Source organism: Fervidobacterium pennivorans DSM 9078, from assembly GCF_000235405.2.
GTDB lineage: Bacteria > Thermotogota > Thermotogae > Thermotogales > Fervidobacteriaceae > Fervidobacterium > Fervidobacterium pennivorans.
This window is the reverse complement of record NC_017095.1, coordinates 1,756,168-1,780,790: the sequence shown is the minus strand read 5'-3', so window position 1 is coordinate 1,780,790 and position 24,623 is coordinate 1,756,168. Positions and strand designations below refer to the sequence as shown.

18 protein-coding genes and 1 CRISPR repeat array are annotated in these 24,623 nt (G+C 37.9%); of the genes, 7 read left to right on the top strand and 11 right to left on the bottom strand.

What is annotated here, in order from left to right; genetic code table 11:
- Window positions 1-132 precede the first annotated feature (132 nt).
- Together FERPE_RS08440 and FERPE_RS08435 are read right to left on the bottom strand one after the other, a co-directional pair.
- Window positions 133-2,277: a hypothetical protein gene (locus FERPE_RS08440; RefSeq protein WP_245530409.1), complete on the bottom strand. Its 2,145-nt coding sequence runs from the start codon at window positions 2,275-2,277 to the stop codon at window positions 133-135.
- Window positions 2,278-2,349: 72 nt separating this feature from the next.
- Entirely contained in the window at window positions 2,350-3,675 is a 1,326-nt protein-coding gene (locus FERPE_RS08435) for a hypothetical protein (RefSeq protein ID WP_014452209.1), read from the bottom strand.
- A 309-nt stretch (window positions 3,676-3,984) separates the two neighbouring features.
- On the opposite strand from FERPE_RS08435, the gene FERPE_RS08430 reads away from it, so the two are divergent.
- From FERPE_RS08430 to aglA, 6 genes are all read left to right on the top strand, one after another.
- Complete coding sequence (locus tag FERPE_RS08430) at window positions 3,985-4,953, top strand: LacI family DNA-binding transcriptional regulator (RefSeq protein ID WP_014452208.1); 969 nt, start codon at window positions 3,985-3,987, stop codon at window positions 4,951-4,953.
- 56 nt (window positions 4,954-5,009) lie between these two features.
- Window positions 5,010-6,260: an extracellular solute-binding protein gene (locus FERPE_RS08425; RefSeq protein WP_014452207.1), complete on the top strand. Its 1,251-nt coding sequence runs from the start codon at window positions 5,010-5,012 to the stop codon at window positions 6,258-6,260.
- A 63-nt stretch (window positions 6,261-6,323) separates the two neighbouring features.
- Window positions 6,324-7,208 carry a carbohydrate ABC transporter permease gene (locus FERPE_RS08420; RefSeq protein ID WP_014452206.1) on the top strand — a complete coding sequence of 295 codons (885 nt, stop codon included), beginning with the start codon at window positions 6,324-6,326 and terminating at the stop codon, window positions 7,206-7,208.
- Entirely contained in the window at window positions 7,205-8,029 is an 825-nt protein-coding gene (locus FERPE_RS08415) for a carbohydrate ABC transporter permease (protein ID WP_014452205.1), read from the top strand. The genes FERPE_RS08420 and FERPE_RS08415 overlap by 4 nt, the downstream gene beginning before the upstream one ends.
- A 29-nt stretch (window positions 8,030-8,058) precedes the next feature.
- Window positions 8,059-8,946 (top strand): glycoside hydrolase family 130 protein, encoded by an 888-nt coding sequence (locus tag FERPE_RS08410; protein ID WP_014452204.1) that lies wholly within the window; start codon window positions 8,059-8,061, stop codon window positions 8,944-8,946.
- 63 nt (window positions 8,947-9,009) lie between these two features.
- Window positions 9,010-10,428 (top strand): alpha-glucosidase AglA, encoded by a 1,419-nt coding sequence (gene aglA / locus FERPE_RS08405; protein WP_014452203.1) that lies wholly within the window; start codon window positions 9,010-9,012, stop codon window positions 10,426-10,428.
- A gap of 27 nt (window positions 10,429-10,455) precedes the next feature.
- Here the strand turns inward: aglA and FERPE_RS08400 are convergent, their stop codons facing one another.
- The 5 genes from FERPE_RS08400 to FERPE_RS08380 all read right to left on the bottom strand — a co-directional run bounded on the left by FERPE_RS08400 (window position 10,456) and on the right by FERPE_RS08380 (window position 20,845).
- Window positions 10,456-11,940, bottom strand: a complete 1,485-nt coding sequence (locus FERPE_RS08400; protein WP_014452202.1) for an IS1182 family transposase — start codon at window positions 11,938-11,940, stop codon at window positions 10,456-10,458.
- 134 nt (window positions 11,941-12,074) lie between these two features.
- Window positions 12,075-12,874: direct repeats of the CRISPR family, unit length 30 nt; unit sequence GTTTCCATCCCTCATAGTCACTTCTAAAGC.
- Between the two features lie 473 nt (window positions 12,875-13,347).
- A complete protein-coding gene (locus FERPE_RS08395; protein WP_014452201.1) occupies window positions 13,348-18,033 on the bottom strand; it encodes a HEAT repeat domain-containing protein in 4,686 nt (1,561 codons plus the stop codon).
- 76 nt (window positions 18,034-18,109) lie between these two features.
- Window positions 18,110-18,946: a TRM11 family SAM-dependent methyltransferase gene (locus FERPE_RS08390; RefSeq protein ID WP_014452200.1), complete on the bottom strand. Its 837-nt coding sequence runs from the start codon at window positions 18,944-18,946 to the stop codon at window positions 18,110-18,112.
- On the bottom strand, window positions 18,934-19,872 hold the full coding sequence (locus FERPE_RS08385) for a type II restriction endonuclease (RefSeq protein WP_014452199.1): 939 nt from the start codon (window positions 19,870-19,872) through the stop codon (window positions 18,934-18,936). Before FERPE_RS08385 ends, FERPE_RS08390 begins: the two co-directional genes overlap by 13 nt.
- Window positions 19,865-20,845 (bottom strand): DNA adenine methylase, encoded by a 981-nt coding sequence (locus FERPE_RS08380; protein ID WP_014452198.1) that lies wholly within the window; start codon window positions 20,843-20,845, stop codon window positions 19,865-19,867. Before FERPE_RS08380 ends, FERPE_RS08385 begins: the two co-directional genes overlap by 8 nt.
- A gap of 248 nt (window positions 20,846-21,093) precedes the next feature.
- On the opposite strand from FERPE_RS08380, the gene FERPE_RS10405 reads away from it, so the two are divergent.
- Entirely contained in the window at window positions 21,094-21,261 is a 168-nt protein-coding gene (locus tag FERPE_RS10405; protein ID WP_082204754.1) for a cobalt ABC transporter permease, read from the top strand.
- A gap of 12 nt (window positions 21,262-21,273) precedes the next feature.
- On the opposite strand, the gene cobO is transcribed toward FERPE_RS10405, so the two are convergent.
- From cobO to FERPE_RS08360, 4 genes are read right to left on the bottom strand one after another with little or no spacing between them, the layout of a single operon-like run.
- Window positions 21,274-21,810: a cob(I)yrinic acid a,c-diamide adenosyltransferase gene (cobO, locus tag FERPE_RS08375; RefSeq protein WP_014452197.1), complete on the bottom strand. Its 537-nt coding sequence runs from the start codon at window positions 21,808-21,810 to the stop codon at window positions 21,274-21,276.
- Entirely contained in the window at window positions 21,807-22,856 is a 1,050-nt protein-coding gene (locus FERPE_RS08370) for an aminotransferase class I/II-fold pyridoxal phosphate-dependent enzyme (protein ID WP_014452196.1), read from the bottom strand. The genes cobO and FERPE_RS08370 overlap by 4 nt, the downstream gene beginning before the upstream one ends.
- 1 nt (window position 22,857) lies before the next feature.
- On the bottom strand, window positions 22,858-23,775 hold the full coding sequence (cbiB, locus tag FERPE_RS08365) for an adenosylcobinamide-phosphate synthase CbiB (protein ID WP_014452195.1): 918 nt from the start codon (window positions 23,773-23,775) through the stop codon (window positions 22,858-22,860).
- A 6-nt stretch (window positions 23,776-23,781) separates the two neighbouring features.
- A complete protein-coding gene (locus FERPE_RS08360) occupies window positions 23,782-24,621 on the bottom strand; it encodes a cobyric acid synthase (RefSeq protein ID WP_014452194.1) in 840 nt (279 codons plus the stop codon).
- Window positions 24,622-24,623 lie beyond the last annotated feature (2 nt).

The following is a 24,623-nucleotide window of genomic DNA, read 5'->3' as shown; positions in this document are numbered from 1 at the left end:
TTACCCCCTTTTTAAGAATGGTAGACTAAATATATTTTCTCACATTTCGCGAATTTTGTGCAATGCATTTGGAATTTTTTCATGTAAAAAACCACCGGTACAAACCGGTGGTTTAAGAATTGTAGCTATATTTTATCTTTCAATCGTCAATGCAAAGATGTGTACATTGATTTGCTGAGGTAAGATTATCTTACTCACAAAGTCGTTAATTTCTAACACGTACGTATCTATACCGCATTTTATGTATTGCTTCTCCCCTGAAGATATATATCTGTAATCAAATACTATATCTTTTGGTGAGTTACACCAGTCATGTATATTTAGTTCATAATCAGAGTTATCTATAGTGAATTTGACATTGTAATCCCCATGATTGGCGGCAGCAAGGATGTATATTTTTTTCACGTAAAGTTTTTCCGGAAGAACTATAACCTGTCCATCACATCTTATGTTATCCATTCCAATTGTTTTCAAGTAAAATGGTACGTTGTTGAGGTATATAATACCTTCATCGATTTCGTTTTGTGGTAAATACGCTCCAACAACACCACCTAAGTTATCGAAGTTTGCAGGATTTTGAGGTGTTCCAATGCCGTCGTTGTTGTAAAAATCAGACAGATCCACTAAACCAAAGGTTCCGGAGTATTCAAGTTTAGCTATTGATTCGAAAGAAAATTCTTTGCTCTTCGATGTGAAAATTTGTCTATTTTTAATCTTCAATGTTTGAGATGGTATATCGTAAAGAACAGTCTTAGGATTTTTCTTATCGAATGAGATTCCCAATTGTTGTGGAATCAATATTATCTGGTCGATGTTGCAACTGTTTGAATTTGAAACAGATAAATTACCTTCTATCTCAACGATACCAATTTCAAAGAGTCCCTTACCAGTTAAGTCTTTTTTAACACTCGTTTTGGAAGATACAGTTATCGTTGTATTAGAAAAATTACCAGATAAGAGAATATAATACGTTCCATTTTCAATATTTTGTTTTCGTATTCGCCCTTTTCCGTCCATTTGTAAGCTCGCACCTGAACCGTAATCTCCTGTTACCATCTTGGCGGAAGATATGCCAATGTCAAAAGCTTCTGCTTCAAGTACAATTACACCAGAACGACCAATTAACTCTGGATTCATTGCTAATGTTTGGTAAGTTTCTGGTAATTTCATACCATGAAGAATCGTTCTGAGACTGCAAATTGTTGATTCCGCACCGGCATTTCTGTTGTAATGCATATATTCCATACCATCGTAACCTTCTCCATTTTCACCAAACATTCTAACACCAAGTCTATTTCCGCCAAACAACCAAGAAATGGCTAAAGAGGAAAGCAAGGCGTACTTTTCATCTTTCTCGATATCGTACAACAGAACAAGAGGAACTGCCGTACATTCAAGTGCGTAAGCTAATTCTGGGTACAACTTGAAATAATTTTGGATTGAATAGATCAAACCTGTTGAAATCATAATAGAAGCTTGTGAAATGAGTGATTTTTCTGCAACCGAAAGAAATTTCTCGTTACCTGTGATTTTGTAAGCACGTAGCAGTGCTTCTATGTAATGGTTTCCCCATCCGTTCCATAACAATCTGTCTTTGTAAACGGTAAAAAAGCCTTTCAAACTATCGAAGTTTTTTATTTCATAATCCAGTAAATCTGTGGCGTATTTATTTATCTCTTTGAGAACTTCTGATGATTGGTAAACTTCGTAATAATTGCAAAGCCCAAGGATGTAAAGTGCTAATTGATCAGCTGAAGTTGGTGGTTTTCTTTTGAGTGCGTTGTACGTTTTCTTGACTGCTTCATGGATCTTACTATCATCGGTGAATTTTGCAAGCTTTGACAACCCCCAAAACGCTCTCAGAGCCCACCAACCTGCGGATTTCTGACTCGTGATACCGTACTTATTGATTGTGCCATCTTTGTATGCAAAGTTGTAAAACTCTCCATCACTTGCTTGCATCTTTACAACGAACTTCGCTGCATCTAAAGCTAAATTCAGATATTTACTATCTTTCGTTAATTCATACGCCTCGGAATAAAGCAATACCACTCTTGCCACATCATCAACACAAAAATCTCCCTCGTTTAGTGCACTAACGGGTATAAATGCATTACCTTTGTTTTCTGCGTAAACCCAGTATCCCTTGACCATCTCACCATCAAGAGCGAACCACTCAGATAGTCTTTCAAGATGTGTAATATTGAAGTTCAAATTGGAAAATCCCACGATAGCTAATAACATTCCCATCACCACAAGCGCTCTGTACATTCTCATCTGCATCACCAACCCCGTTTAGAATGATAAACACAAAAGGTCAGGCTTTCGCCTGACCTTAGAGGTGAATTCTTACTCGCCTATTTTAAGCGACCTGAATGATTTACTCTTTTCTTCAATGAGTTTCACAGCATCTTCGACAGAGTTTGCGCTGTAAAGTGTGTAAAGCATCGTATGTTCAACTTTATCTCCCGCTTTGTATCTATTTGGCATAGCTTCTTTCTTTGTACCCCATACAGGATAGACATTTTCAGTGGCTGGATATGCATTGAATTCATCGGCAACCCATTTGAATATACCGGTTCTGAACTCAAGACTTTCATACACCCACGTGTCTCCCTCAAGCCACTTTGCATAGTCCGCTTTGACCATTGGCACTGTTGGGAATATCTCTGCGATACCAACTTTTCCCTTTGGTGAATAGTTGCTTCTCCATCTTTCCGCTGAAGCAAATATGTAAGTTGCACCCCAGAAGAGTGGTTTCATACTCTGTCCTGCTGGGAATACGATGTACGGTATCTTGTTTATCCAAGTAACGGCATTCCTTTCAAGCCAGTATTCGTATGGAGTAATGCCAAGTTGGTCTGCCCATGCCAATCTTCTGAAGACGGGGAGTATATGGACTGTATCGTCAAATGCAGGAATGATAGGCTTTGTAATCATCGTCTGAAGTTTCATGATATCAGCATAGTTGTAGAAGAGGAAATTGTTGTCAACGTAAATATCACCATTTTTGAAGACATAGATGAGTAAATCTTGGAAGAGTCCAAAGAACTTATCGGATTGTAAAAGCGCCTTTATTCCAACTGCAACCGGACCGGGTTCAAAAACTTTCACGTCAACTGCTCTTAAGCCTTGTGATGTTTCTTCATCGTGTTGATTACCAATGTCTCCATTAACAAAATATGTTGACCTTGACCAGCCTGCTATCCTCGCAATTCCTATTTCGTCGACCAAATTCGCTTTGATGTTTCCAAACTGGTTGATCCTGGCAATTCCGTTAACAAACACCTCCAGTGTGTTATCCGTTGTTTTAATTGTCCAACCCTTGTCTGATTTTGTAACAGTGAATGCTTTTGTATAACTTGGTGCTTTTGCAGCTTGATCCGATACTTGTATCTTACCGTTACCTTTTGCTACAAACACCAAATAATCTGGTGCAGATACACGCTTGTTACCATCAACATCGTCAATTTGATAAGGAACTTCCTTGTTGTCAACAATGACCTTTAAGCTTGTCCAGTCAGGTTCGAAATCTTCAGGAAGAATATCAACTAATTTTCCCATCTGCAATACAACAGGGACTTCTACGTTTCCAGCAACAACTGGTATGGTAACGGTAGCACCAAGAACAACCAAACCGCTTAACAATACTAAAATCCCAAGTACCCTCTTCATACCTACACCTCCCTCTAATGTGGTGGAAATGGAAAAATAGGTAAGCGTTTACATACTAACGATATTATAATGTTTTGGTTTAAATTATCTCAATTCTAATATGTGGAACATTTTACTCAAAATGTTTATTATACGTGTTTAATGAGTTTAATCATCACATTACTTATATTTTTTATAATTCTCTTCTTTTTTCAATATTTGGTATTCCAAAAACGGAAATGTATAATATAGACAGTATGTAAACGCTTACAGCTTATCAACATTAAAAGTGATGTTCTTATGTTTTTAAGTGAAAGGAGTGATAAGACAATGGTTTCGATAGAAGATGTTGCGTTGAAAGCAGGTGTTTCGATTGCCACAGTTTCGAGGGTACTCAATGGAACTGGATATGTTTCTGAAGAAACTGAATTGAAGGTGCTTAAAGCTATAAAAGAACTTGGATATAGACCACATTTTTCTGCACAAGCACTTGCCAGAAGGAAGAATTTTGAGGTTGGGATAGTAGTAAGTAGGAGAATTCAAGAGATACTTTCAACGGAAATAGGGGTCTTTTACAAGATTATTTTGGAAGCTATTGAAAGTGCATCGGCTATGTACAAGATCTCCACTGAAACGATTTGTTTAGATGATTGGGATTTTAAAACAAATCATGATGGTTATATATTGGTTGGTAGTGATGCAACGGAAGAACAGATACTTAAGCTTAGCTCTAAAGCAAAAGTTGTGCTTGTTGATCACTATATAGACGGATTGCGAGTGAATAGCATTGTGAGTGATGGTTACGATGGTGTGTTCTTTGTCACAAAGGAAATTATAAGTAAGGGTTTGAATCGTATCGTGCATTTACACGGCCCGTTGAAGTATTACGGGTTTAGAGATAGGTACAACGGATATGTAAGTGCGATGACAAGGTATGGAAAATTGCCTATCACGTACGAGTACGATGATTTGCACGAAGATGTTGACAATGTTCTAAAAAAAATGCTGAGAGATTGGGTTCCTGAAGCAATAATCTGTTCAAACGATGTGATAGCTCTTCGAACGCTTTCAAAACTCAGAGAATTGGGATACAAGATTCCAGAAGATATCAGTGTTATAGGGTTCGATGATATACCAGCAGCGGAAAGAGAAGGGTTATCGACACTGAGAGTTCAGAAATCAGAACTTGGTTTAAACGCAGTAAAGAGGATTTACGAATTATTGACAGGTCAGAGTTTGCATCCATACAAACAGTGTTTGTATACGTTATTTGTTAAAAGAAATTCTTCTAAATATTAAATATTTAAATATTAAATATTTAACACGTTTCCACACTTTCTCGAGGAGGGGTCAGTATGAGGAAAGTTTTGATCGGTTTGATACTGGGTCTGATTGTTACGTTGACGTGGGCAGTTGAACTTGTCTTTTGGACTGCACCAAATCCTTTGCAAGAAGAGTTTTGGAAAACCATCGTAGCTCAATGGAATAAAGCAAGACCAGATATACAAATTAAAGTTCAAACTATACCCGCAGCCGGAAGTTCGGAAGAGGCGATACTTACAGCAATTGCCGCAGGAAACGCACCAGATTTTTCTGAAAACATCTTCAGCGGCTTTGCTGCTCAACTTGCCGATATCGGTGCGATTTATCCATTGGATACCTTTGGTGCTGATTTTCAAAAGCTTATAGAAACAAGGAAGATGAAAAACATCATCGAAGGTTGGAAGATTAAAGGCAAGTATTACGTTTTCCCAATTTATTCAAACCCGATGTTGTTCTGGTGGAGAGGCGATTTACTTAAGAAACTTGGTTACAACAACCCACCAAGGACGTACAACGATATTTACGAAGTCAGTAAAAAGTTTGCAGATGGAAAGACGAAATTCACAATGCAAGTTGTCGTGGGAAGAAACTGGTGGGATAGATGGTTCGATTTTATAACTTATTATTACGCAGCGTCTGGTGGTAAACCGTACATAGATGTTGCAAAAAGAAAAGTAAACTTCGGTGATGATACTGGAAAGCAGATAGTTCAATTTATTTACACGATGTTTGAAAAGAAATACACAGCAGTTGAGCTCGGTGATAATCCATTCTATAAAGGTGTAATACTTGGTAAGATCACAGGTCCGTGGGAAGTTAACTGGGCAAAGGAAACATTCCCGAAAGTTGTTCCAGAAATCTGGTTCTCAGCACCACCTGTTCCAGATAATTATCCGAAAGATAAACCCATTTATACATTTGCTGATTCAAAAGGATTAGTTATTTACTCGACATCAAAGTACAAAAAGGAAGCTTTTGAATTCATCTCTTGGGTTTTTTCAAATGCACAAAACGATGCTCTGTGGATAGAAAAGACTAAGATGCCACCTGCAAGGGAAGATTTAACGACAAATCCGCTCTTTGCAAAGTACATGGATGACAAGTTCTTCAAAGCGTACTGTGAGTTTGTTCCATACGCCGTACCACCCGCACTTATCGATAAGACTATCGATATTCAACAAGCTATGACCACACAACTTATAGAACCTTTGATGTATCTTAAAGGTAAACCACTCGATATCCTTGATAAGGCTGTGAAGGAAATCAACAAATTATTATTCTGAGTGTTTTAATTTTATTTCTTGAATTCTTGGAGGAAAAGAGAGGAAAAGATTGGATGTGAAATTATGTCAAATTGCTCGAAACTTGGTAAGAAGGAAAGAGCATTTGGTTATTCGGTTATATTTCCTTACTTAGCTTACACGGCGGTTTTTTGGGGCTATCCGTTCATTTGGATGGTTGTCTTGGCTTTCACAAAATGGAATTATTTTTCAAAACCACAGTTTGTATTCTTGAACAACTTTCTTAGAATATTCACCGATAGTTTGGTCATTCGGATAGCCCTTAATACTTTGAATTTTCTTGCTTATTTGATACCAATGGTGTTATTTGCTTCACTCCTTTTTGCAATGGCATTGACAAAGGTGAAATTTGGTAAGACTTTCATCATGCTCAGCTTTTTGGTTGCGAATGTTTCATCAGGTGTTGCTTATTCGCTTTTGTTTTCGAATCTATTTTCTATCAACGGACCAATAAACAGACTTGTAGATAGTTTATTTGGATTCACAATCCCTTGGTTCAGTAATCCGCAATTGGCAGTTTTTTCGATTTGTCTGATCATCACGTGGAAATTCATAGGTTACTATGGGTTGATAATATACGCAGGGTTGCTCTCGATACCCCAATCGATTTACGAAGCCGCAGAGCTTGACGGTGCCGATAAAAAGACGATATTTTGGAAAATCACTCTTCCGTTACTCAATCCATCGCTTATCACCGTGACGGTGCTTGCAATCACACTAACGTTTGGTATCTTCACCGAACCGTACATGATTACAGGTGGCGGACCCATGCAAAGAACGACTACGTTCTTGATTTACATGTACGACACTGCTTTTAAGAGAATAGATCCATCGTACGCAACTACAGTGGCAATAGTAACAGCTTTAGTTAGTTATGCACTTGTAATGCTTATACGAAAGTTCTTTGAGAAAGAAGTGGTGTTCGTATGAAAAGAGAACGCATCGTTTCATGGGTTATCACTGTCGTGCTTCTGGCACTTGCGTTCTTGTGGATTTACCCGTATGTATGGCTTGTAATGTCTTCGTTTAAACCAGCAGAGGATATATACACGACATTTTTACCAAAAAGGCTCACCCTTGAGCATTACAAGTTTATATTCCTAATGGCCAACAAGTTCCAAAGACCTTTTGTAAGAGCTTTTTTGAATAGTCTTTTCATAACCACGACTGTTACGTTTTCTGTTTTGATCACATCAGCAATTATAGGGTACGTTGTATCAAAGATAGAGTTCAAAATTGGTAAGTACGTTTTCAATTTCCTGATATACCAGATGCTCTTTCCGGGATTTATGTTCATGATACCTATGTTCATTTTGATAAGAAACCTTGGATGGCTTAATACTTATCAAGCGCTTATTGTACCATCTTTGACAAGTTCATGGGGCGTGTTCATGTTTGCACAATCTTTCAAGACTATCCCAAAAGATTACATAGATGCCGCAAAGATAGATGGTGCAAATAACTTTTGGATTGTTTTTAGAATTATGTTACCACTGGCAAAGTCTACCGCTTCGATAGTTGGAATGTTCACATTCATAGGTACGTGGGATAACTTCCTGTGGCCACTTATGGTGATGAAAGATTACAACAGGATGCCACTTTCAGTTTTGCTTGCATCTTTCAATCATGAATACGCAAGTTACATAGGTCCTGTACTTGCAGGTGCAGTTATCCAGACTATTCCAATGGTATTAATTTTCCTTGTGTTAAGGCAATACTTCTTGCAAGGTATATCAATGTCGTTAAGATAAACTCGTTGAGTGAAAGGAGGAGCATGTTGATGGATTTAAAACTGAAAAGACACCCGCTTAGCCCTTTATTAGCACCAGTCCCAGGTCATATATGGGAAGATAAGTTCGTATTCAACTGCGCAGTAGTTTACGATGGTGAATTGTTCCATCTTCTTTACAGAGCGCAAGGACAGGATATGGTTTCAAGGATAGGTTACGCAGTTAGTACAGATGGTGTACATTTCAACAGGTTGGAAAAACCCGTCTTCTCACCGGCTTGCCAAGATGAACTTTACGGTGTGGAGGATCCAAGAATCACGAAGTTAGGAGATAAATATTATATGCTCTATACTGCGTATTCCCCGAAAGGTCCAAGAGTTGCAATGGCTTCAACAAAGAATTTCATCACTTGGGAAAGATATGGCATTGTGATAAAAGATGAAATTGACAACAAAGATGCAGCTTTGTTTCCAGAGAAAATTAATGGTAAATACATAATGATTCATAGGTTCCCCCCTGATATATGGTTCGCATATTCCGATGACCTTATCAATTGGGGTAATTACGTTAAAGTAGCAGGTCCAAGGGAAGGTTACTGGGATAATCTCAAAGTTGGTGCGGGTGCTCCACCGATAAAAACTCCGTATGGATGGTTATTACTCTATCATGGCGTTGAAGATGCACCAAGACCGATATACAGACTCGGATTTATGCTTCTTGATTTGAACGATCCAACGAAAGTATTGAAAAGAAGCGAAAAACCAATACTTGAACCTGAAGAAGATTGGGAGATATTTGGTGGAGTACCGAATGTGGTATTTAGTGATGCGATGGTTGAATACAACGGTCAGTATTACGTTTATTACGGTGCTGCCGATAATTACATCGCACTTGCAACGATAAGTGTCGATGAAGTATTTGAATGGTGCAAATCATAACAAATAAAGTGGTATAATCTAATAAACTATCCAAACTATCCGAAGCAAAAAGGGGGGAACACGATGAACAACCTGAAGATAGGTATCATAGGAGCTGGTAGCGCCGTTTTTTCGATGAGAATTATCTCGGACCTTTGTAAAATGCCAAAACTCAGCGGCTCACACGTTGTACTGATGGATATCGACGAAGCAAGGCTAAGAAACACTGGTATACTCGCCAACGAATTATCAAGAGTTTTCGGTGCAAATTTGAAGATAGAAACTACAACGGATATGACAAAAGTAATAGATGGCGCAGATTTCGTAATTAACACAGCTATGGCTGGTGGGCATAGTTACCTTGACAAAGTCAGAGAAATTGGGGAAAAGCACGGATACTACAGAGGTATCGATGCGCAAAATTATAACTTCGTTTCTGACTATCTTAACCTCACAAATTGGAATCAATTTTCACTTTTTTTGAAAATAGCTAAGATGATTGAAAAATTTGCACCTAACGCCTGGTATTTGCAAGCTGCAAATCCAGTGTTTGAAGGTACAACCCTGGTTTCGACGCAAACATCAATAAAAATGGTAGGCTTTTGTCACGGGCACTATGCAGTTGAGAGTTTGGCCAATTTAATTGGGGTGAAAGAATATGATTGGCAAGTGGGTGGTGTCAACCACGGTATTTGGCTAACAAAATTTACAACAAAAGATGGGAAAGATCTTTACCCGGAAATCGATAAATACAAAGGTAAAATTCAACACAAGCCATCAAATCCATTTGACGACCAATTGTCACCTGTTGCATGGGATATGTACGATTTTTATGGACTATTCCCAATAGGCGATACTGTGAGAAATTCGACATGGAAATACCACAGGGATTTAGAAACAAAGAAAAGATGGTATGGTGAACCATGGGGTGGTGCCGATTCGGAATTAGGTTGGAAATGGTATGTAGAACAATTATACAAAGTTGTCGAAATCATCAACCAATTTGCAACAGCTATCGAAAATGGTCTTACGTTGGAAAAAGTAAAAGATTCCATGAACTTAATGCCTTGGCTAGAAGATGATTGGAAAAACATGGTTAATGAATTACTTGATAGTGAAAAACTAAGTGGCGAACAGCATGTTCCATTTATTGATAGCGTTGTGAATGGTACAAAAAGGCGATTCGTCGTTAATATGATAAACAAAGGTAAGATAAAAGGTATAGACGATGATGTTGCTGTTGAAATATGCGCATGGGTGAGTGGTGAAAATATCGAATTTGAAGAAACACACCTGCCAGAAAGAGTTATCAACTGGTATATAAAACCAAGGGTTTTATTAGCTAAACAAGCGCTTGAGGCGTTTTTGAAAAAAGATACAAAACTCGTCGCGGATATAATTGAACGGGACTGGAGAACAAAAAGTAGTGAGCAAGTTAAGAAATTAATCGATGAACTTTATCCGTTTGTAATTGCAGAAATGAAAAAGATAATCGAAAATTAAATTTGCAAAAAACAAATGCGGGCATTTCTATGCCCGCATCAGATTGTTGACAAACCCCCACTTTTCGATAAACGAAAGGTGGGGTTTTATTATCGCCAATACAACTTTTGAGAAAAATTCTAATAAAACTTCCAAATTTTTGCCCTTCCCTGGACCTCCCTTCCCCTTTTTCCATATCCAATTCGCTAATTTTTTCATGTTAAAACATGTGCAAGTCAATAACACTTGCATGTGCACCTTTTCTATCCCCCTCAGCATCGTCACCCTCATACCGTGCTTCTCCTTCAAGTCCGCAAATACCCTCTCTATCGTCTTGCTTCTTTCTTTGTACAACTCTTTACATTCTTTCGTGTGCCTTAAATACTCTACTTCTTCCATGTATTCTTCCCATACATGTCGGGTGATTATCTTCGTGTGATTCTTACTGCTTGTACATCTACCTAAATCTTCACATTTCTCACATACCTTCGGATCCGATTTGTATTCTTTGTACCCTTTTCTGTTTGTTGTTGAGTATTCTAATATCTGCCCTTGTGGACATATGTAGCAATCGTAATATTCATCGTATACGAATTGTCTTTTTTTGAAATACCCTTCTTTGTGTTGTGCACGTGTGTATGGCATGCACGGGACTATACCTTCGTCCATCAATAGCTTACATATCGGTGGAGTCTTGTATCCTGCATCCAAAGCTGCCCTTTTCGATTTGCCAGCGTTCTTTTTTGTTTTATTGAATAAGTTCTCAAACACCATGCTGTCGTGGACATTTGCTGGTGTTGTTATACAGCTTAGTATTATCCCGTTCTTATCGCATGCTATGTGTGCAGAATATCCGAACTGGTGTTCTTTTTCATTTTTGTTTATCATCCCGCTATCTGGGTCTGTCGTGCTTATTTTTATTTCCTTCAGTTTTACTTTCTCATGTGTGAAATCCAAAGGCTTCAATCCGTGTTTTTGCCTATCTTTGTTTATTTCTTCTTCTAAAGCTTGTTTGTATGTCTTGGTTTGCTCCTCTACAAATACCTTCTCGTACTTTTTCTTGTTCGCACTTGCTTTGATGTGTGTTGAATCCATGAACACGGCATCCATATTTACCAAGCCATGCTCGATTGCTTGCTGCAGTATTTTGTTGAAGATTTGCTCAAACAAATCGGTTCCTTTGAACCTACGTTCGTAGTTTTTACTGAACGTGCTGAAATGAGGGATGGTATCAGAAAACCCGAATCCGAGAAACCATCTGTATGCGACGTTTGTTTGTATTTCCTTTATGGTTTGACGCATGGATTTTATGCCGAACATATATTGGATAATGGTAATTTTAATTAACACAACGGGGTCAATACTAGGTCTGCCATTATTGAGGCAGTACTTGTCTTTGACAAGGTCGTAGATGAAATCGAAATTGATGGCGGATTCGATTTTTCTGACGAGGTGGTCATGAGGGACGAGTTGCTCGATGGAGACGGATTCGATTTGTTCTCTGCGTGATTTATCTTTGTTGATGGTCAGCATGTATATTCCTCCTACTATTTGTGTAAAAAAAAGAGGATCCTGTTTGGAAAGGATCCTCTTTTGAAGAGATTATACTTGAACAAGTTATACTTTGTCAACAGTCTGAGAAGACGCTTAAAGCGTCTTCTTTTTTTGTTTCCATCCCTCATAGTCACTTCTAAAGCTTATATTGTAGAAGGTAAAAACGGTGTTTATAGGGTTTTCAGGTTTCCATCCCTCATAGTCACTTCTAAAGCAAATGTTAATACCAACAAAAGCAAAAAAATATTTCAAAGAGTTTCCATCCCTCATAGTCACTTCTAAAGCTGGAAAAGAGCCTATATGAAATCAGAAATCTTGCAAAAGAGTTTCCATCCCTCATAGTCACTTCTAAAGCAAGGGAGATGGGAGTATGTTGAGTATTCACGAAATTCCACAAAGTTTCCATCCCTCATAGTCACTTCTAAAGCATAAACAATTTACCGAATTTGTTGATGCTCTATCGATACCCTATGCGTTTCCATCCCTCATAGTCACTTCTAAAGCTCAAGAAAAAAGGAGGTGTATCGAAATGAAATTTTCTGTTTCCATCCCTCATAGTCACTTCTAAAGCCGTGGTAAGGGTCAACGGGCAAGAAAGAAAAGGGAGGCTTGGTTTCCATCCCTCATAGTCACTTCTAAAGCGATTTTAGAGGTAGAAGGAATCAAACTCAAAGGACTGGTTTCCATCCCTCATAGTCACTTCTAAAGCATTATGAGATAGGTACTACTCGTAGAGGAATGCCGTTTCCATCCCTCATAGTCACTTCTAAAGCCTACATTCCTGAAGAGGATGCCGTCGTTGAGGTTAAGACGTTTCCATCCCTCATAGTCACTTCTAAAGCTTTTGCTATTGGCACAGTGTATATGCCGGAATATTCAATAAGTTTCCATCCCTCATAGTCACTTCTAAAGCCCCGTAAAACCCTCATAGATATTATACCATTATTTTTGTTAAATTTGACAGTTACATTTGTAAAAATCAAAAGTGATTTATACATGAGCTTTTTGGAAAAAATTTATTTTGGATAAGGGGGCAAAAATTGGGTGAATTTTGCGAGTTTACATAAGCGTTACATAGTGGTTTTGAAAAACCTTGATTTCAAGAGCCTACAGGAATGGATTTAATAGTTTATGACGATAATATGCCAGATTTGTGGTTTTTTGTGTTTATTTTATTATGCATTTATATTGTTGTTATATTTCTTTATAATTAAGCAAGTTCCGAATTTGTCGCATCAAATAGAATTTGCAATCAATATTTTTGATACAAGATATTACACTTGAGATTGACTGTTTTGTGTTACATAAAATAAAACTAAATATTACTATTGGTATAAGTAATCTTAGGTTTCAACAGCTCACAATTTATTTAAAACGACTTTGGTTTCATAGGTTTTCCTCTAACCACTTTTTCCATATTTCATATTCCAGGCCGAATTTCTTTCCTGTGGTTTCTTCAAGCACTTCGGATATTATCTTTTTTGTATTTTGGTCTTCAGTTCTAAGTTTTTCAATAACAACCTCCAAAGCTTTTCTGTTTCTAAAACCTGCAAGAACTTGTGCAGCTGCTCTTTTAACATTCGGGCTTGTGTCGTCAATCATTCTGATGAGAAGTTCTATGGCTTTTTCTGGCTCGTGCGTTGTCAACTTTGATATTCCCCAAACAGCTGCTTCCCTTATTTCTGGATTTTTGTCGCTTAATGATTCACTTAAGACATTGTATGCCTCTTGACCACCAATTCTTCCTATTGCTTCTGCCGCTGACCGGCGTATTGTGTAGTCTCTGTCCGCCAAGAATTTTGACAGAACCGGTATTGCTTTTTGGTTTCCAATTTCTCCAAGTGCTTCAATTGCGAACCACCTGACGCTGAAAACATTGTCGTTTACTGCTTCCATCAATGGTTTGAGCACAGATCCCCCACCAATTTTCTTTAGCGCTTGCACCGCCAACCACCTTACGTTTGGATCCTCATCTTTGAGAAGTTTTTCTATTTTTTCAAGCACACTGAAATCACAAACACGGAGCAGTCCTTCTTGAGCTTTGAATCTAACTTCCAAGTCTTCATCTTTTAAAGCCCTTATTATTAGCTCAACCGACCTTGGAGTGTCTATTTTCCAAATTACCTCAACTGCTTTTTTTCTTACCTCAACATCTTTGTCATTAATTGCTACTTCCAATATATCAAGAACACTAGCATCAGCTAGTTTTCCAAGCACTTCCAATACTGCTATTTTAACTTCCGAGCTTTCATCATTGAGCATATCCACAAGGGCATCGACTACGGTCTCGTCACCTACCATTCCAAGTGCTTCTACAACTGTTTTACGAACTTTCCAATCCTTATCTTTTAGAACTTCTATCAATGCATTTGCTGTGCTTGAATCACCTATCTTTCCTAGCACTTCGGCAGCAGCTCTTCTTACGTAGGGAGCAGGATCTCTCAACACTTTTATTAACTGGTCAACGATTGACCATCCGCCAAATTTTCCAAGTGCTTGAACACTCGCCAACCTCACCCACGAATCTTCATCATTCAAAGTTTCGAGTAATGCTTCCAAAAGTCCGGGGGTTTGAGACTTGCCTATTGTGTAAAGTGCTTCAGCAGCAGCTTTTCTAACTGCCGAGTTCTGATCTTTGAGTAGCTTAATGATTTCAGTTACTATTCCTGAGTCTTCTATTTTCTCTTTTTCTGATATATTTTTTACAGCCTCAATACCGGCTTTTCGGACTCTCCAATCTTCGTCGTTTATGGCTGTAAGCAAAAATCGCAAAGCTTCTCTCTTTCCTATAGTATCAAGTACTTGTACAACTGCTAAGCGTATTTCTTTATTTTCCTCTTTCAATAAATCCCCGACAGCACTTATTAATTGTTCGTTTTGGTATTTTCCAAGAGCTTGTAGTGCCAACAATTTGATTTCGTCACTTTGGTCATCGAGTATTTGTATGAGAGGGTCAATTGTGCTTTCGTCATGGATATTTTCTAAAGTTTTAACTAACGCCAAACGCACGCTTAGGTCTTTATCCTTTACCAGCTTTGCCAATTTCTCAACCGCTTTTGGATGTGCAATTCTGCCAAGTGATTCTACCGCCGTCTTACGAACTGCAACATCCTCACTTTTTAGAGCTTCGATAAGAGCATCAACTACCTGAGAATCTTGTGAAAAACTAAGAATTTCCGTAGCCGCAAGCCTTACGAAAAGGTTTTTGTCTTTTAAAAGTTGAATCAACACATTGGTTACAGGAAGCCCTGATTTTGTAGCAAGCTGAAGCTCTATCTTTGCACTATTTCTTACGCGGTAATCTTCATCTTTCAGGGCTTCGGCAAGTAGTTCGTAAGCTTCATGAATGTTCGCTTTTCCAACAACCCCAAGTGCTTTAACGGCAGCTTCACGTACAACAAAATCGCTATCTTTCAAAGCACGCCTTAAGTGTTCTATTGCGTTCATACCTCCGATTTCTCCTATTGCCCAAATTGCTGCTTTTTTTACTTCAGGTGCTTTATCATTTAACATAGCCCCCAGGTGCTTTAAAGCAGTTTGCGCTTTTATCTTTCCTAAGGCTTGGGCTGCTAACTCTCTTAGAGATTGATTTTTTTCTTTCAGTAGCTCCGTTAATGTTTCTATTGCTTTAGGTGTTTTCATCTCACCAAGCACAAAAATAGCTCGCTGACGTAAGTCTTCATCTAATCTATTATCACTAGCCATTCGTATTAAGATTTCTGCGTCTTCTTCCTTAAACGCTCCTTCATTCTTGGAAGGCTCTGCCTGCATTTTTGTTGCTTCCGGTCCAAAGACTGACGAGAAAGCACTCATGAGTCCTTCAACGCTTGTCACTCCTTCCTGCCGGGCTTCACCTTTTTTGTATCCTGCGCCGTCATCTTTGCCTTCAATTGTTAAGACTAGTAATTCTTGAAGGACTCTTGAGTCTCCAATTTTGCTTAGAGCATCGACAACGGCCATCCTCACACCTTTATCTTTGTCTTTCAGCGCTTCCAAGAGTGAACCTACAGCTTTTTTACTTCTCATTAATCCTAGAGCCTCGGCTGCAGTTTTCCTAACGTCAACGAATGGGTCATTCAATGCCTCGATAATGAACGTGATTGCAACCTCATCACCTATCTGCCCAAGTGCTTGGATTGCAGCTTTTCTCACTTCTGGCTGATTACTTTTCAGTGTAGCGACAAGATTATCTATACATTTTTTGTCTTTTATTTTTCCCGTTGCTTCGATAGCTGCTAATTTCACAGCAATGTTTTCGTCTTCGAATTTTTTAACAAGGGAATCAACAGCCTGGGAACTTCCAATCTCTCCGAGTGCAAAAGCCGCCGATTTCCTTAGTTCTGGATCGCTGTCATCTAAAAGTTTGATAAGAGTTTCAACTGAACGTTCATCACCCAATTGACCCAATGCAAGTACTGCAGCTTTTCTTACCGAATGTTCTTCTTCATAATCAATAGCTGTATTAATCAACAAATTCAAAGTCCTAATATCACCAATTTTTCCAAGAGCTTCAACAGCTGCTTTGCGGATGTTTGGGTTTTCATCGTTCATCATACTTACAATCGCATCAACTGACTCAAAATCCCTTATATTCCCAAGAGCTCTTATCGCTGCTTCTTTAACTGAGTTCTCTTCTGTTAGATTTTCTAAAATTTCAATGAGCGGTTCTAAAGCCCGGCTATCGCGCAGTTTCCCGAGAGCCTCTGCGGCAGCTTCTCGAACGCTTGCAACATCATCTTTGAGCCTTTGTAAAACAGGTTCTACAGTTCGGTAATCACCTATTTTTCCGAGAGCTTCTAGCGCTGTCTTCCTGACGTTTGCAGATTGGTCCTGAAGTAATTCAATAAGTTTTTCAACAGATTCCAAACTTCCCAACCGTCCAAGCGTCTCTGCAGCTGTCATTCTCACCCACGAATCTCCATCTCTGAGCACTTCAATAAGTGCAGGAATAGAAGTTTCATCACCAACAATCTGCAAAGCCTCAACCGCAGCTTTTCTCACTTCTGATGCTTCGTCCTTGAGCAACTCGACAAGGTATGGTGTGGCAGAGGGATTATTTGTGTTTGCAAGAGCTGTGGCAAGTGCTTTTCTCACTTTCCACTCACTGTCTTTCAGAGCTATCGAAAGGTATTCAACTGCTTTTTCATGCCCAATACTTCCTATCGCCTGAACCACAGCAAGTCTAATTCCAACATCTTTGTCCAGCAACAGTTTTGAAAGAGGTCCGATAGCTCGTTGGTCTTTTATTTTCTCCAACGCTTGAACAGAGCGCAGTCGAATATTAGGATTTTCATCGTTTAACGCTTTGAGCAAAGCTTCAAAAACAGTTTCGTTGCTTACATTTGCAAGAATATCAACAATCGCAGACCGAATTCCCGCATCCTTATCTTCTAACAAAAACAGCACAGTTTCATCAATAGGAAGCCCTGAACGAAGTGCGTTAAAAAGCGCAACTTTGGCAGATGCACGCACAACAGGGTCACCATCTCTCAAAGATAGAGCTATCGGAGGGACCACCTTTGGGTCCTTCATTTTTCCGAGCGTTTCTATGATTAGCTTTTTCAAATCCGAGGGAGAGTTTTGGAGGATTTCAACCAAGGCAGGGATAAATTTTGGGGCACTCAAATTTCCGATGGCTTTTATCGCTGCTTTCTTTCTGTTGAGATCCTTTTCTTTTAAAACTGCAAAAAGTATATCGCTTCCTTTTATGTAGGATAATATTTCCAGAACAATTGTCTCAAACTCAAACGTAGGTAGTTGCCCTTTTGACTTAGCTGAAAGGTCTATTGTGAATTTTGAACTCCAGCTGTTCTCTTCTTTTTCGAATGTCACTGTCCCATCGATTCTGTTATTTTTTTCTTCAGCTTGTATGATTATTCTGGCATCAAACTGACTTGACTCTTGTCCAACAACTTTTAAGTCACCGTAAGTTTTTAGTAAATCCCTTGCGATTTTAAAATAATCTAACGTAGGCTTGCTGAAAATACCAAATGATTTTTCTCCACCCTTTTCGTATGCTATTATTTGGACGGTGTGGATAGCTTTTTTTAATTCCTCATCAGAGTTATCCATACAAATCAGCTCCTTTGAGCTAGGAGAAACGGTTAAACTTTTGAAGTATTATCCCTCGAAAGCCACCTACTGTAGGTTATCCGTTATTATTCTTTGTGTACCGGTATTTCAAAAGAAGATCAACAAAACCCCCTGCACTATATTTGATCTTCGAAACGTTTTCACCGAGCTCAGGTTTTTTGAAAACAAACAAATGTTCGTGCATTATCAAATAAAAGTTATTTTCGGAAACTTTCTTTCGCCAATAAGGAGTAGAGGTACAGTTATGTTGTATCTTTATTATTTCTTCCTTCAAGACAAAACCGTTTTTTAAAAATAAAGTTAAAACGTAGTAAGAAAGTGGTACATAATGCCCATTTTTTCTTGTATCACCGATGAGAACAGAACAAAACTTCCCAGGCTTTAACACTCTGAAAAGCTCAATAATAACTTTTTCTAACTCTGTACAGAATCTTTTAACATCGGATATATTGGATAGATCACCATTGATATTTCCTTCTGAGTACTTGATAATATTCAAATATGGCGGATGTAACAAAACAAAATCAACGGTTTCATCTTCGATAAAACTTAAATCCCGAGCATCACCGATAAAAACTTCAGGTTCATAAGAATTGGGACAGTTGAATGAAAGATTACGTTTTGTAAGTTCTACACTGGTGGGATTTATGTCTATACCTATTGCTCTCCTCTTCAGCAATTTTGCTTCAATTAATGTTGTGCCGCTACCCATCATAGGGTCCAAAATAACATCTCCTTCTTTTGTATATCTTAGTAGAAGATTTCTAGCAACTTGAGGTGCAAAGTTACCTCTGTATGTACCTTTATGTGTGCTCCATTTTCCACGTTCAGGAAAAGACCATACGGTTGTTATTTCCGGTTTGAAATCGAACTCTACGTTTAAATCATGCATATAACTTCCTCCAAAATCCCAAGACGAACTAAATAAGTATTCAAAACAAAGTCTAAGTTCTCCAAAGCTTTGGTCAGCTGGCTTTTTTGCTCTTTCCAAGCAGGACCATCTGTTATGAGTAAGAACTCATAGCCGTATTCTTTCAGTTCCTTTTGTCTTTCAATGTATGAGTCTATAATCTCCTGCGGTTTCGAACCTGAAACGTTGTAAAAATTAACCTCGATGTTTACGACTCCATATGAGCCATCTCCTCTGGGCTTTAACAGTATGAAATCCGCCTTTCTGTCTTTGAGTTTGTTAATATTTATGCTGTATTTTTCAAGAGTGGAGAATTTCTCTTGCGTAAGGAAAGTACACTTTAGATCATTGGCAATTTTTTCAATAATTGGTTTAAGGAAGTTTTCTAAAACTTTGCCACTTCTATTTTTTCTTGCATTTGTATCCATACCGACTTCAACACCCAGGATATAGTCAAGCAAACTTTTATCAGCAACATTAAGGAAAAAATCTTTCAGCCCCGTCTTCTTAAAGAAGTCTACAAAAATCTCAATCTCCTCTTCTCTTAAATTGCGTTCTGTGAAATCAAGTTTAATAACGTTCGTTTTTTCCAGATCAAATTCTGAAATTATTGAAACGGAATTGTCACGAATTGCCAGTAATAAAGGAACAACCTTGAGAACCTCAGGATATTTTCTAAGAATTCGTCTCAGTTCGTTATCAAAGTCCTCTGAGTGGAGCAACGAGTTGAGTATATTTATCTCCACTTTGTTTTTTTCGACAAAAGTTCTGACTTTCTTCCAATCTACGAAAAAGTCGTATGTTTTGTTCGTTTCAAGAAGTGTGTCTAAAAAGATTTTCATTAGGTCTTCCGTATTTGAAACCTTTAGCCCTTTCTTTTGTAGAATGTGCAGATATGTACTATCCATTTTCCATTCCACCTTCATAATTTCGTATTATTAATTCCATTATAGAACCTCTGCCTCTGGCATCACTGTTTATAAATCTTTTGGCAGGAACTCTTTCTATAATAAAGCCTTCATAAAGTTTTTCAAAGAAATCATCCTTTGGGTCAAAATTTTTCGGGTCGGAATTACTCAATAAGATATAAGCCCCTCGCTCGTGTATTTCTCTAAAATACTTAGCAAGTCTTATCTGGTCTTCGTCGCTAAATCCATCTTCTGTATAACTCGTAAAGTTTGAAGTTTTCGAAAGTGGTCTGTATGGAGGGTCAAGATATACAAGTGTTCCTTTAGAAATATATCTTTTACTTTCTTCAAAATCGGCACAAATAATTTCCGTGTTTTGCAAAGCCTTACTTACTTCGAAAAGATTTTCTTCATCACATATCTTCGGATTTTTGTATTTTCCGTACGGTACGTTAAATTCTCCGTTTTTATTCAGTCTGTAAAGACCGTTGTAACACGTCTTATTTAAAAAAATCATATAGGCTGCACGAACTATCCAGTCTTCGTTAAAATTCGAAAAATCGAATTCTTTCTTCTGCATATTGTACAAATCCCTAATCTCATAGTAAAACTTTTTCTGTTCATTCTCCGACAATGAAAAATATTTCTTTTCAATTGAATAGAGTTGCTCTACCAGTGCTTGAGGAGAAATTTGCACCACTTTGTATGCTATTACAAGGTCTTTGTTTATATCAAAAAGATACGCCTTTTTGATTATGTAGTTACTTTTCAAGTAGAAGAAAAAGGCTCCTCCACCAACAAAAGGTTCAACATATACATCTATCGTTTTGCTTCTCAATATCGGCTGTGGAAGCCGTTTTTCTAGTTCCTCGATAAGCTGCGACTTCCCGCCAGCCCATTTCAGAAAAGGCTTTGCTTTTGGGAAATTTAATATTTCATCTTGGAAAAAATTAATCATAGTTAACTTACTCATACGTTCCCTTCCTTTGAACAGTACCTGTACAACTGTCTTATTCAAATTATAGCACATAAATCATTTGTTTGTTTCTTTCCTTCCACATGAAGATTTGAAAACAAGAGGTAATGTTTGCTGTATGTAATCTCAAAGGAACAAAAAGAAGGTCGAGGGAAAAGAAAATGTTCTGAGAATACCCAATAATTCTGGAGTAGACCCGTTAACTTTTCTCCAGCCTTGAGCGTGTTGAAAAGATAAGTAACGCAATGGATCTGAGAGGATTTGGCAAATACAAAAAGCGTACATGGTATACTACAAAGAAATTCACGTTTGAAGACTATATTGCACTTGGAATATCTGGATTGATATTGTTCATATCTATAGCTATTGGAGTATTTGTGAACAATGGAAGGTTTTATAATCCTTTCTTGTGAAATCCTAATAGCTCAATATTCAATCCCTTCCCTTGCAAGAACACCTTTTTGGTAATAATGTTTGATTTCTCTCATTTCGGTTACCAAGTCTGCAATATCGATGAATTCTTGGGGAGCGTATCTACCAGTTAGAATGATTTCCACATGTTCTGGCTTGTTTTTCAAAATTTCTACCACATCTGCTGGCTGGAAGAGTTTGTAGTAAACTGCAACGTTCACTTCGTCCATAACGACTACGTCGTATTCGCCAGAAAAGATAATTTGTGCTATCTTTTCAAGTCCCTGCTTTGCCAATCTGATATCTTCTTCGGTAGGTGAGTTAAAAATAAAGCAATCTCGTCCGTATTGTTCAATTACCAAATTTGGCAGGTATTTCGGTGCATCGAGTTCACTGTATTTCATGCCTTTTATAAACTGCCCGATGTACACTTTCTTACCCGCGCACACCGCTCTCAACGCTAAACCGAAAGCTGCTGTTGTTTTTCCCTTACCATTACCTGTGTAAACGTGGATATAGCCTTTTTGGTCTGGTTCTACAGATTTATTCATCCTTTCATCTCCTTTGTCCAAAGTATAAGAAAATCCAACATCTTTTCGTTATCTTCTGGCTTTTTAAGTCCAATTCTGACACTATCATTTATTCCAAAATCGAACATCTCCCTTGCGTGCATGCGTTCTTTGTTCAGCTTGGCGATGAATTTTTTCACATCACCTACTTTGGCAACGATGTAATTTGTGAGTGATGGGTAATAAATAAATTCAGAAAATCTTTCTCTTTGCTCAGCAAAATATTGTTGAGTTTGTCTCACAAAGTATTCGTAGTTTTGTTTATTTTCCACTATCGCTTCCAAAAGAGTATATCCATCTCCGCCTATCGCCCACGGCATTCGGTATTTCTCAAATAATCCTTTAAACTGTGATGATTTCACATATCCAACCCTCACACCAGGCAATCCCAGAATTTTCGTGAAACTTCGGACTAAAATTAAGTTCGGATATATCTTTTCATCCAATTCTGCTCTCATTTTTTCGGGCACAAAGTCTATAAACGCTTCGTCGATAATAAATATTACATCGGTTCCATATCTGTTTAGTGACCAATCGAGTAAATTAGAGTAATCTTTGTATATACCTGTTGGGTTGTTCGGGTTTCCTGTAATCACAATTATTTTCTTGTGCTTTTTTAATTTAGTTGCTGTAGTTTCTAAAACATTTTTTAAAATATCAAGCTCAATTTCTTTTGCTTCAACGTAATTAACTTTTATAATCTCCTTTGCTTTGAATGTTGCAACTCTTTCGTATTCCGTGTAATTCGGAGTAGGGATTATCACATGTGCGTCTTCCATCAATGTCCAACCAAGTATATGAAACGCCTCGGTTGCACCACCAACGATTACACAGTTGCTTCCAAAGTATTTTCTGAACAGCTCTTCAACCCATTCAATGTATGTGTATCTTCTTAGGTTTTGTAGTTTCTTCCTCAGCACTTGAAGTATAAATCCAGGAACAAACGGGTTCACAGAAATTGAGAAATCTAAGATATCTTCATCTTTTATACCGCCATGAAACTTGCGAAAGTTATTTGCGCCTTTCAATTCATTTCACCACCACCGTTAGCGTTATTATTATGAGTAAGATAATCGCAGTGACCTTTTTATACAATTTAAGTGCTTTTTTGACATCTTCCTTTTCTGGTATTTTTCCCTCAAGTTTGTAGTATCCTATTTTTTCAATCCCCACTTTTAAGACTCCCGCAAAAGCACTCATCGGATACATCGCGTTAATCTTTATTGCTCCGTATTTTAAGATGTATTTCCAGGAACTGATAGGACTGAAGAGTGAAATCACAAAAGCCGTAATCCTTGAAGGTACGATGTTTAATAAATCATCGAACCTTGCTGAAGATTTTCCAAACCACTCGTATTTCTCATTCCTGTAGCCAAAGAGCGCATCGTAAGTGTTGACTACCCTGTAGATAACTGCACCGGGAAGTCCAAAGAGCGAATAATAAAACAACGGACCGGTTATGCTATCTGAGATGTTCTCTGCCAAGCTCTCTATTGCAGCAGAGTAAAGGTGAGCTTTATCAAGCTTTGATACATCCCGAGAAACAATAAGCGAAACGTTCTTCCTCAAGAGTTCTACGTCATCTGTGTAACATCTTGCAACATGCTCATACAAGCTCCGGATAGAAAATGTAGATTTTAGTAAGTAAATTGAACCCAAAAAACCTAAGATTCGCGAAATTTTGTTGTCACTTTTTGATATAACCATGAGTGATAAGCTTATCACCAGAAAAAGCACAATTTCAATAGTCTGCGCTATCATGCCAAAAATAAACCTAAGGAAGTTACTTTTTTCAGGTTTGTTGAGTTTTTTGTCAAGCCATTTACCAACGAATCCCATGTAAACAACAGGGTGAATTTGAGAAGGGTATTCACCGAAAAGTAAATCGTATACTATGGCAAAAAGTAAAGCAAAAAGCTCTCCAGAAAGAAAAATTGTATCCAACATTTATTTTTACATCCCTTCAGAAATGATGCGTTCAATTTTCGATATGTCGATATGTTCAATAATGAAGTCTGTTATTCTATCGATTTCTTTGATAATTTGCGCTTTATCATCCAAAGCGATTTCCCCTTCTTTTTTGGTCAACAAATCTTCGTCTGGAATTTTGTTTTCAAAGTAAGGTATTGTTCCAAGATATTCGATGGAATATCTTTTAGCAAGTATTTGTGGGGCGTCTTTCAGAAGTGATTTGTCACCATGGAATTTGGTGAATACAAAGCCCTTTAAAAGTTTTCGTTCTTTGTTATCCATCAGTTCGATGGTACCTGCAACTTGTGCGAATGCTCCACCCCTTGAGATGTCCGAAACAAGAATAACTTGCGCACCAACACTCTTTGCAACTCGAAGGTTTACTATCTCTGAGTCTTTGAGGTTCGGTTCAACGAACGCACCTGCTCCTTCGATGATTACTAAATCATGGTTTTTCGACAATTTCTCAAGCATGTCTCTGATTTGCGCAAACAATTTTTCTTTTGAATCAAACATGTAACGCTCAGATGTTAAGTAGTCGATGAATTCACCCATGAAATAAACCTGTGTTTTTCCTTCTTTTGGGACTATCAATATCGGATTGAATTCCATGGTAGGTTCTTTTTCGCATGCAATTGCTTGAACATACTGGGCTATCGCTATTTTCCCTTTCCCGTTTTGGATGTTGATAAACTTTCTTGACATATTTTGGGATTTGAAAGGTGCTACGTTTAGACCTTTTCTTGTAAAGTATCTGCACAAAGCCATTACTAACGTTGATTTTCCAACGTTCGACATTGTACCTGCAACCATTAAATACATCT

What these genes read in the sequence shown, in the direction of transcription:
- FERPE_RS08440 (WP_245530409.1), bottom strand. Translation starts at nt 2,277, where the DNA reads ATGAGAATGTACAGAGCGCTTGTGGTGATGGGAATGTTATTAGCTATC.
- FERPE_RS08435 (WP_014452209.1), bottom strand. Translation starts at nt 3,675, where the DNA reads ATGAAGAGGGTACTTGGGATTTTAGTATTGTTAAGCGGTTTGGTTGTT.
- FERPE_RS08430 (WP_014452208.1), top strand. Translation starts at nt 3,985, where the DNA reads ATGGTTTCGATAGAAGATGTTGCGTTGAAAGCAGGTGTTTCGATTGCC.
- FERPE_RS08425 (WP_014452207.1), top strand. Translation starts at nt 5,010, where the DNA reads ATGAGGAAAGTTTTGATCGGTTTGATACTGGGTCTGATTGTTACGTTG.
- FERPE_RS08420 (WP_014452206.1), top strand. Translation starts at nt 6,324, where the DNA reads ATGTCAAATTGCTCGAAACTTGGTAAGAAGGAAAGAGCATTTGGTTAT.
- FERPE_RS08415 (WP_014452205.1), top strand. Translation starts at nt 7,205, where the DNA reads ATGAAAAGAGAACGCATCGTTTCATGGGTTATCACTGTCGTGCTTCTG.
- FERPE_RS08410 (WP_014452204.1), top strand. Translation starts at nt 8,059, where the DNA reads ATGGATTTAAAACTGAAAAGACACCCGCTTAGCCCTTTATTAGCACCA.
- aglA (WP_014452203.1), top strand. Translation starts at nt 9,010, where the DNA reads ATGAACAACCTGAAGATAGGTATCATAGGAGCTGGTAGCGCCGTTTTT.
- FERPE_RS08400 (WP_014452202.1), bottom strand. Translation starts at nt 11,940, where the DNA reads ATGCTGACCATCAACAAAGATAAATCACGCAGAGAACAAATCGAATCC.
- FERPE_RS08395 (WP_014452201.1), bottom strand. Translation starts at nt 18,033, where the DNA reads ATGGATAACTCTGATGAGGAATTAAAAAAAGCTATCCACACCGTCCAA.
- FERPE_RS08390 (WP_014452200.1), bottom strand. Translation starts at nt 18,946, where the DNA reads ATGCATGATTTAAACGTAGAGTTCGATTTCAAACCGGAAATAACAACC.
- FERPE_RS08385 (WP_014452199.1), bottom strand. Translation starts at nt 19,872, where the DNA reads ATGGATAGTACATATCTGCACATTCTACAAAAGAAAGGGCTAAAGGTT.
- FERPE_RS08380 (WP_014452198.1), bottom strand. Translation starts at nt 20,845, where the DNA reads ATGAGTAAGTTAACTATGATTAATTTTTTCCAAGATGAAATATTAAAT.
- FERPE_RS10405 (WP_082204754.1), top strand. Translation starts at nt 21,094, where the DNA reads ATGGATCTGAGAGGATTTGGCAAATACAAAAAGCGTACATGGTATACT.
- cobO (WP_014452197.1), bottom strand. Translation starts at nt 21,810, where the DNA reads ATGAATAAATCTGTAGAACCAGACCAAAAAGGCTATATCCACGTTTAC.
- cbiB (WP_014452195.1), bottom strand. Translation starts at nt 23,775, where the DNA reads ATGTTGGATACAATTTTTCTTTCTGGAGAGCTTTTTGCTTTACTTTTT.
- FERPE_RS08360 (WP_014452194.1), bottom strand. Translation starts at nt 24,621, where the DNA reads ATGTATTTAATGGTTGCAGGTACAATGTCGAACGTTGGAAAATCAACG.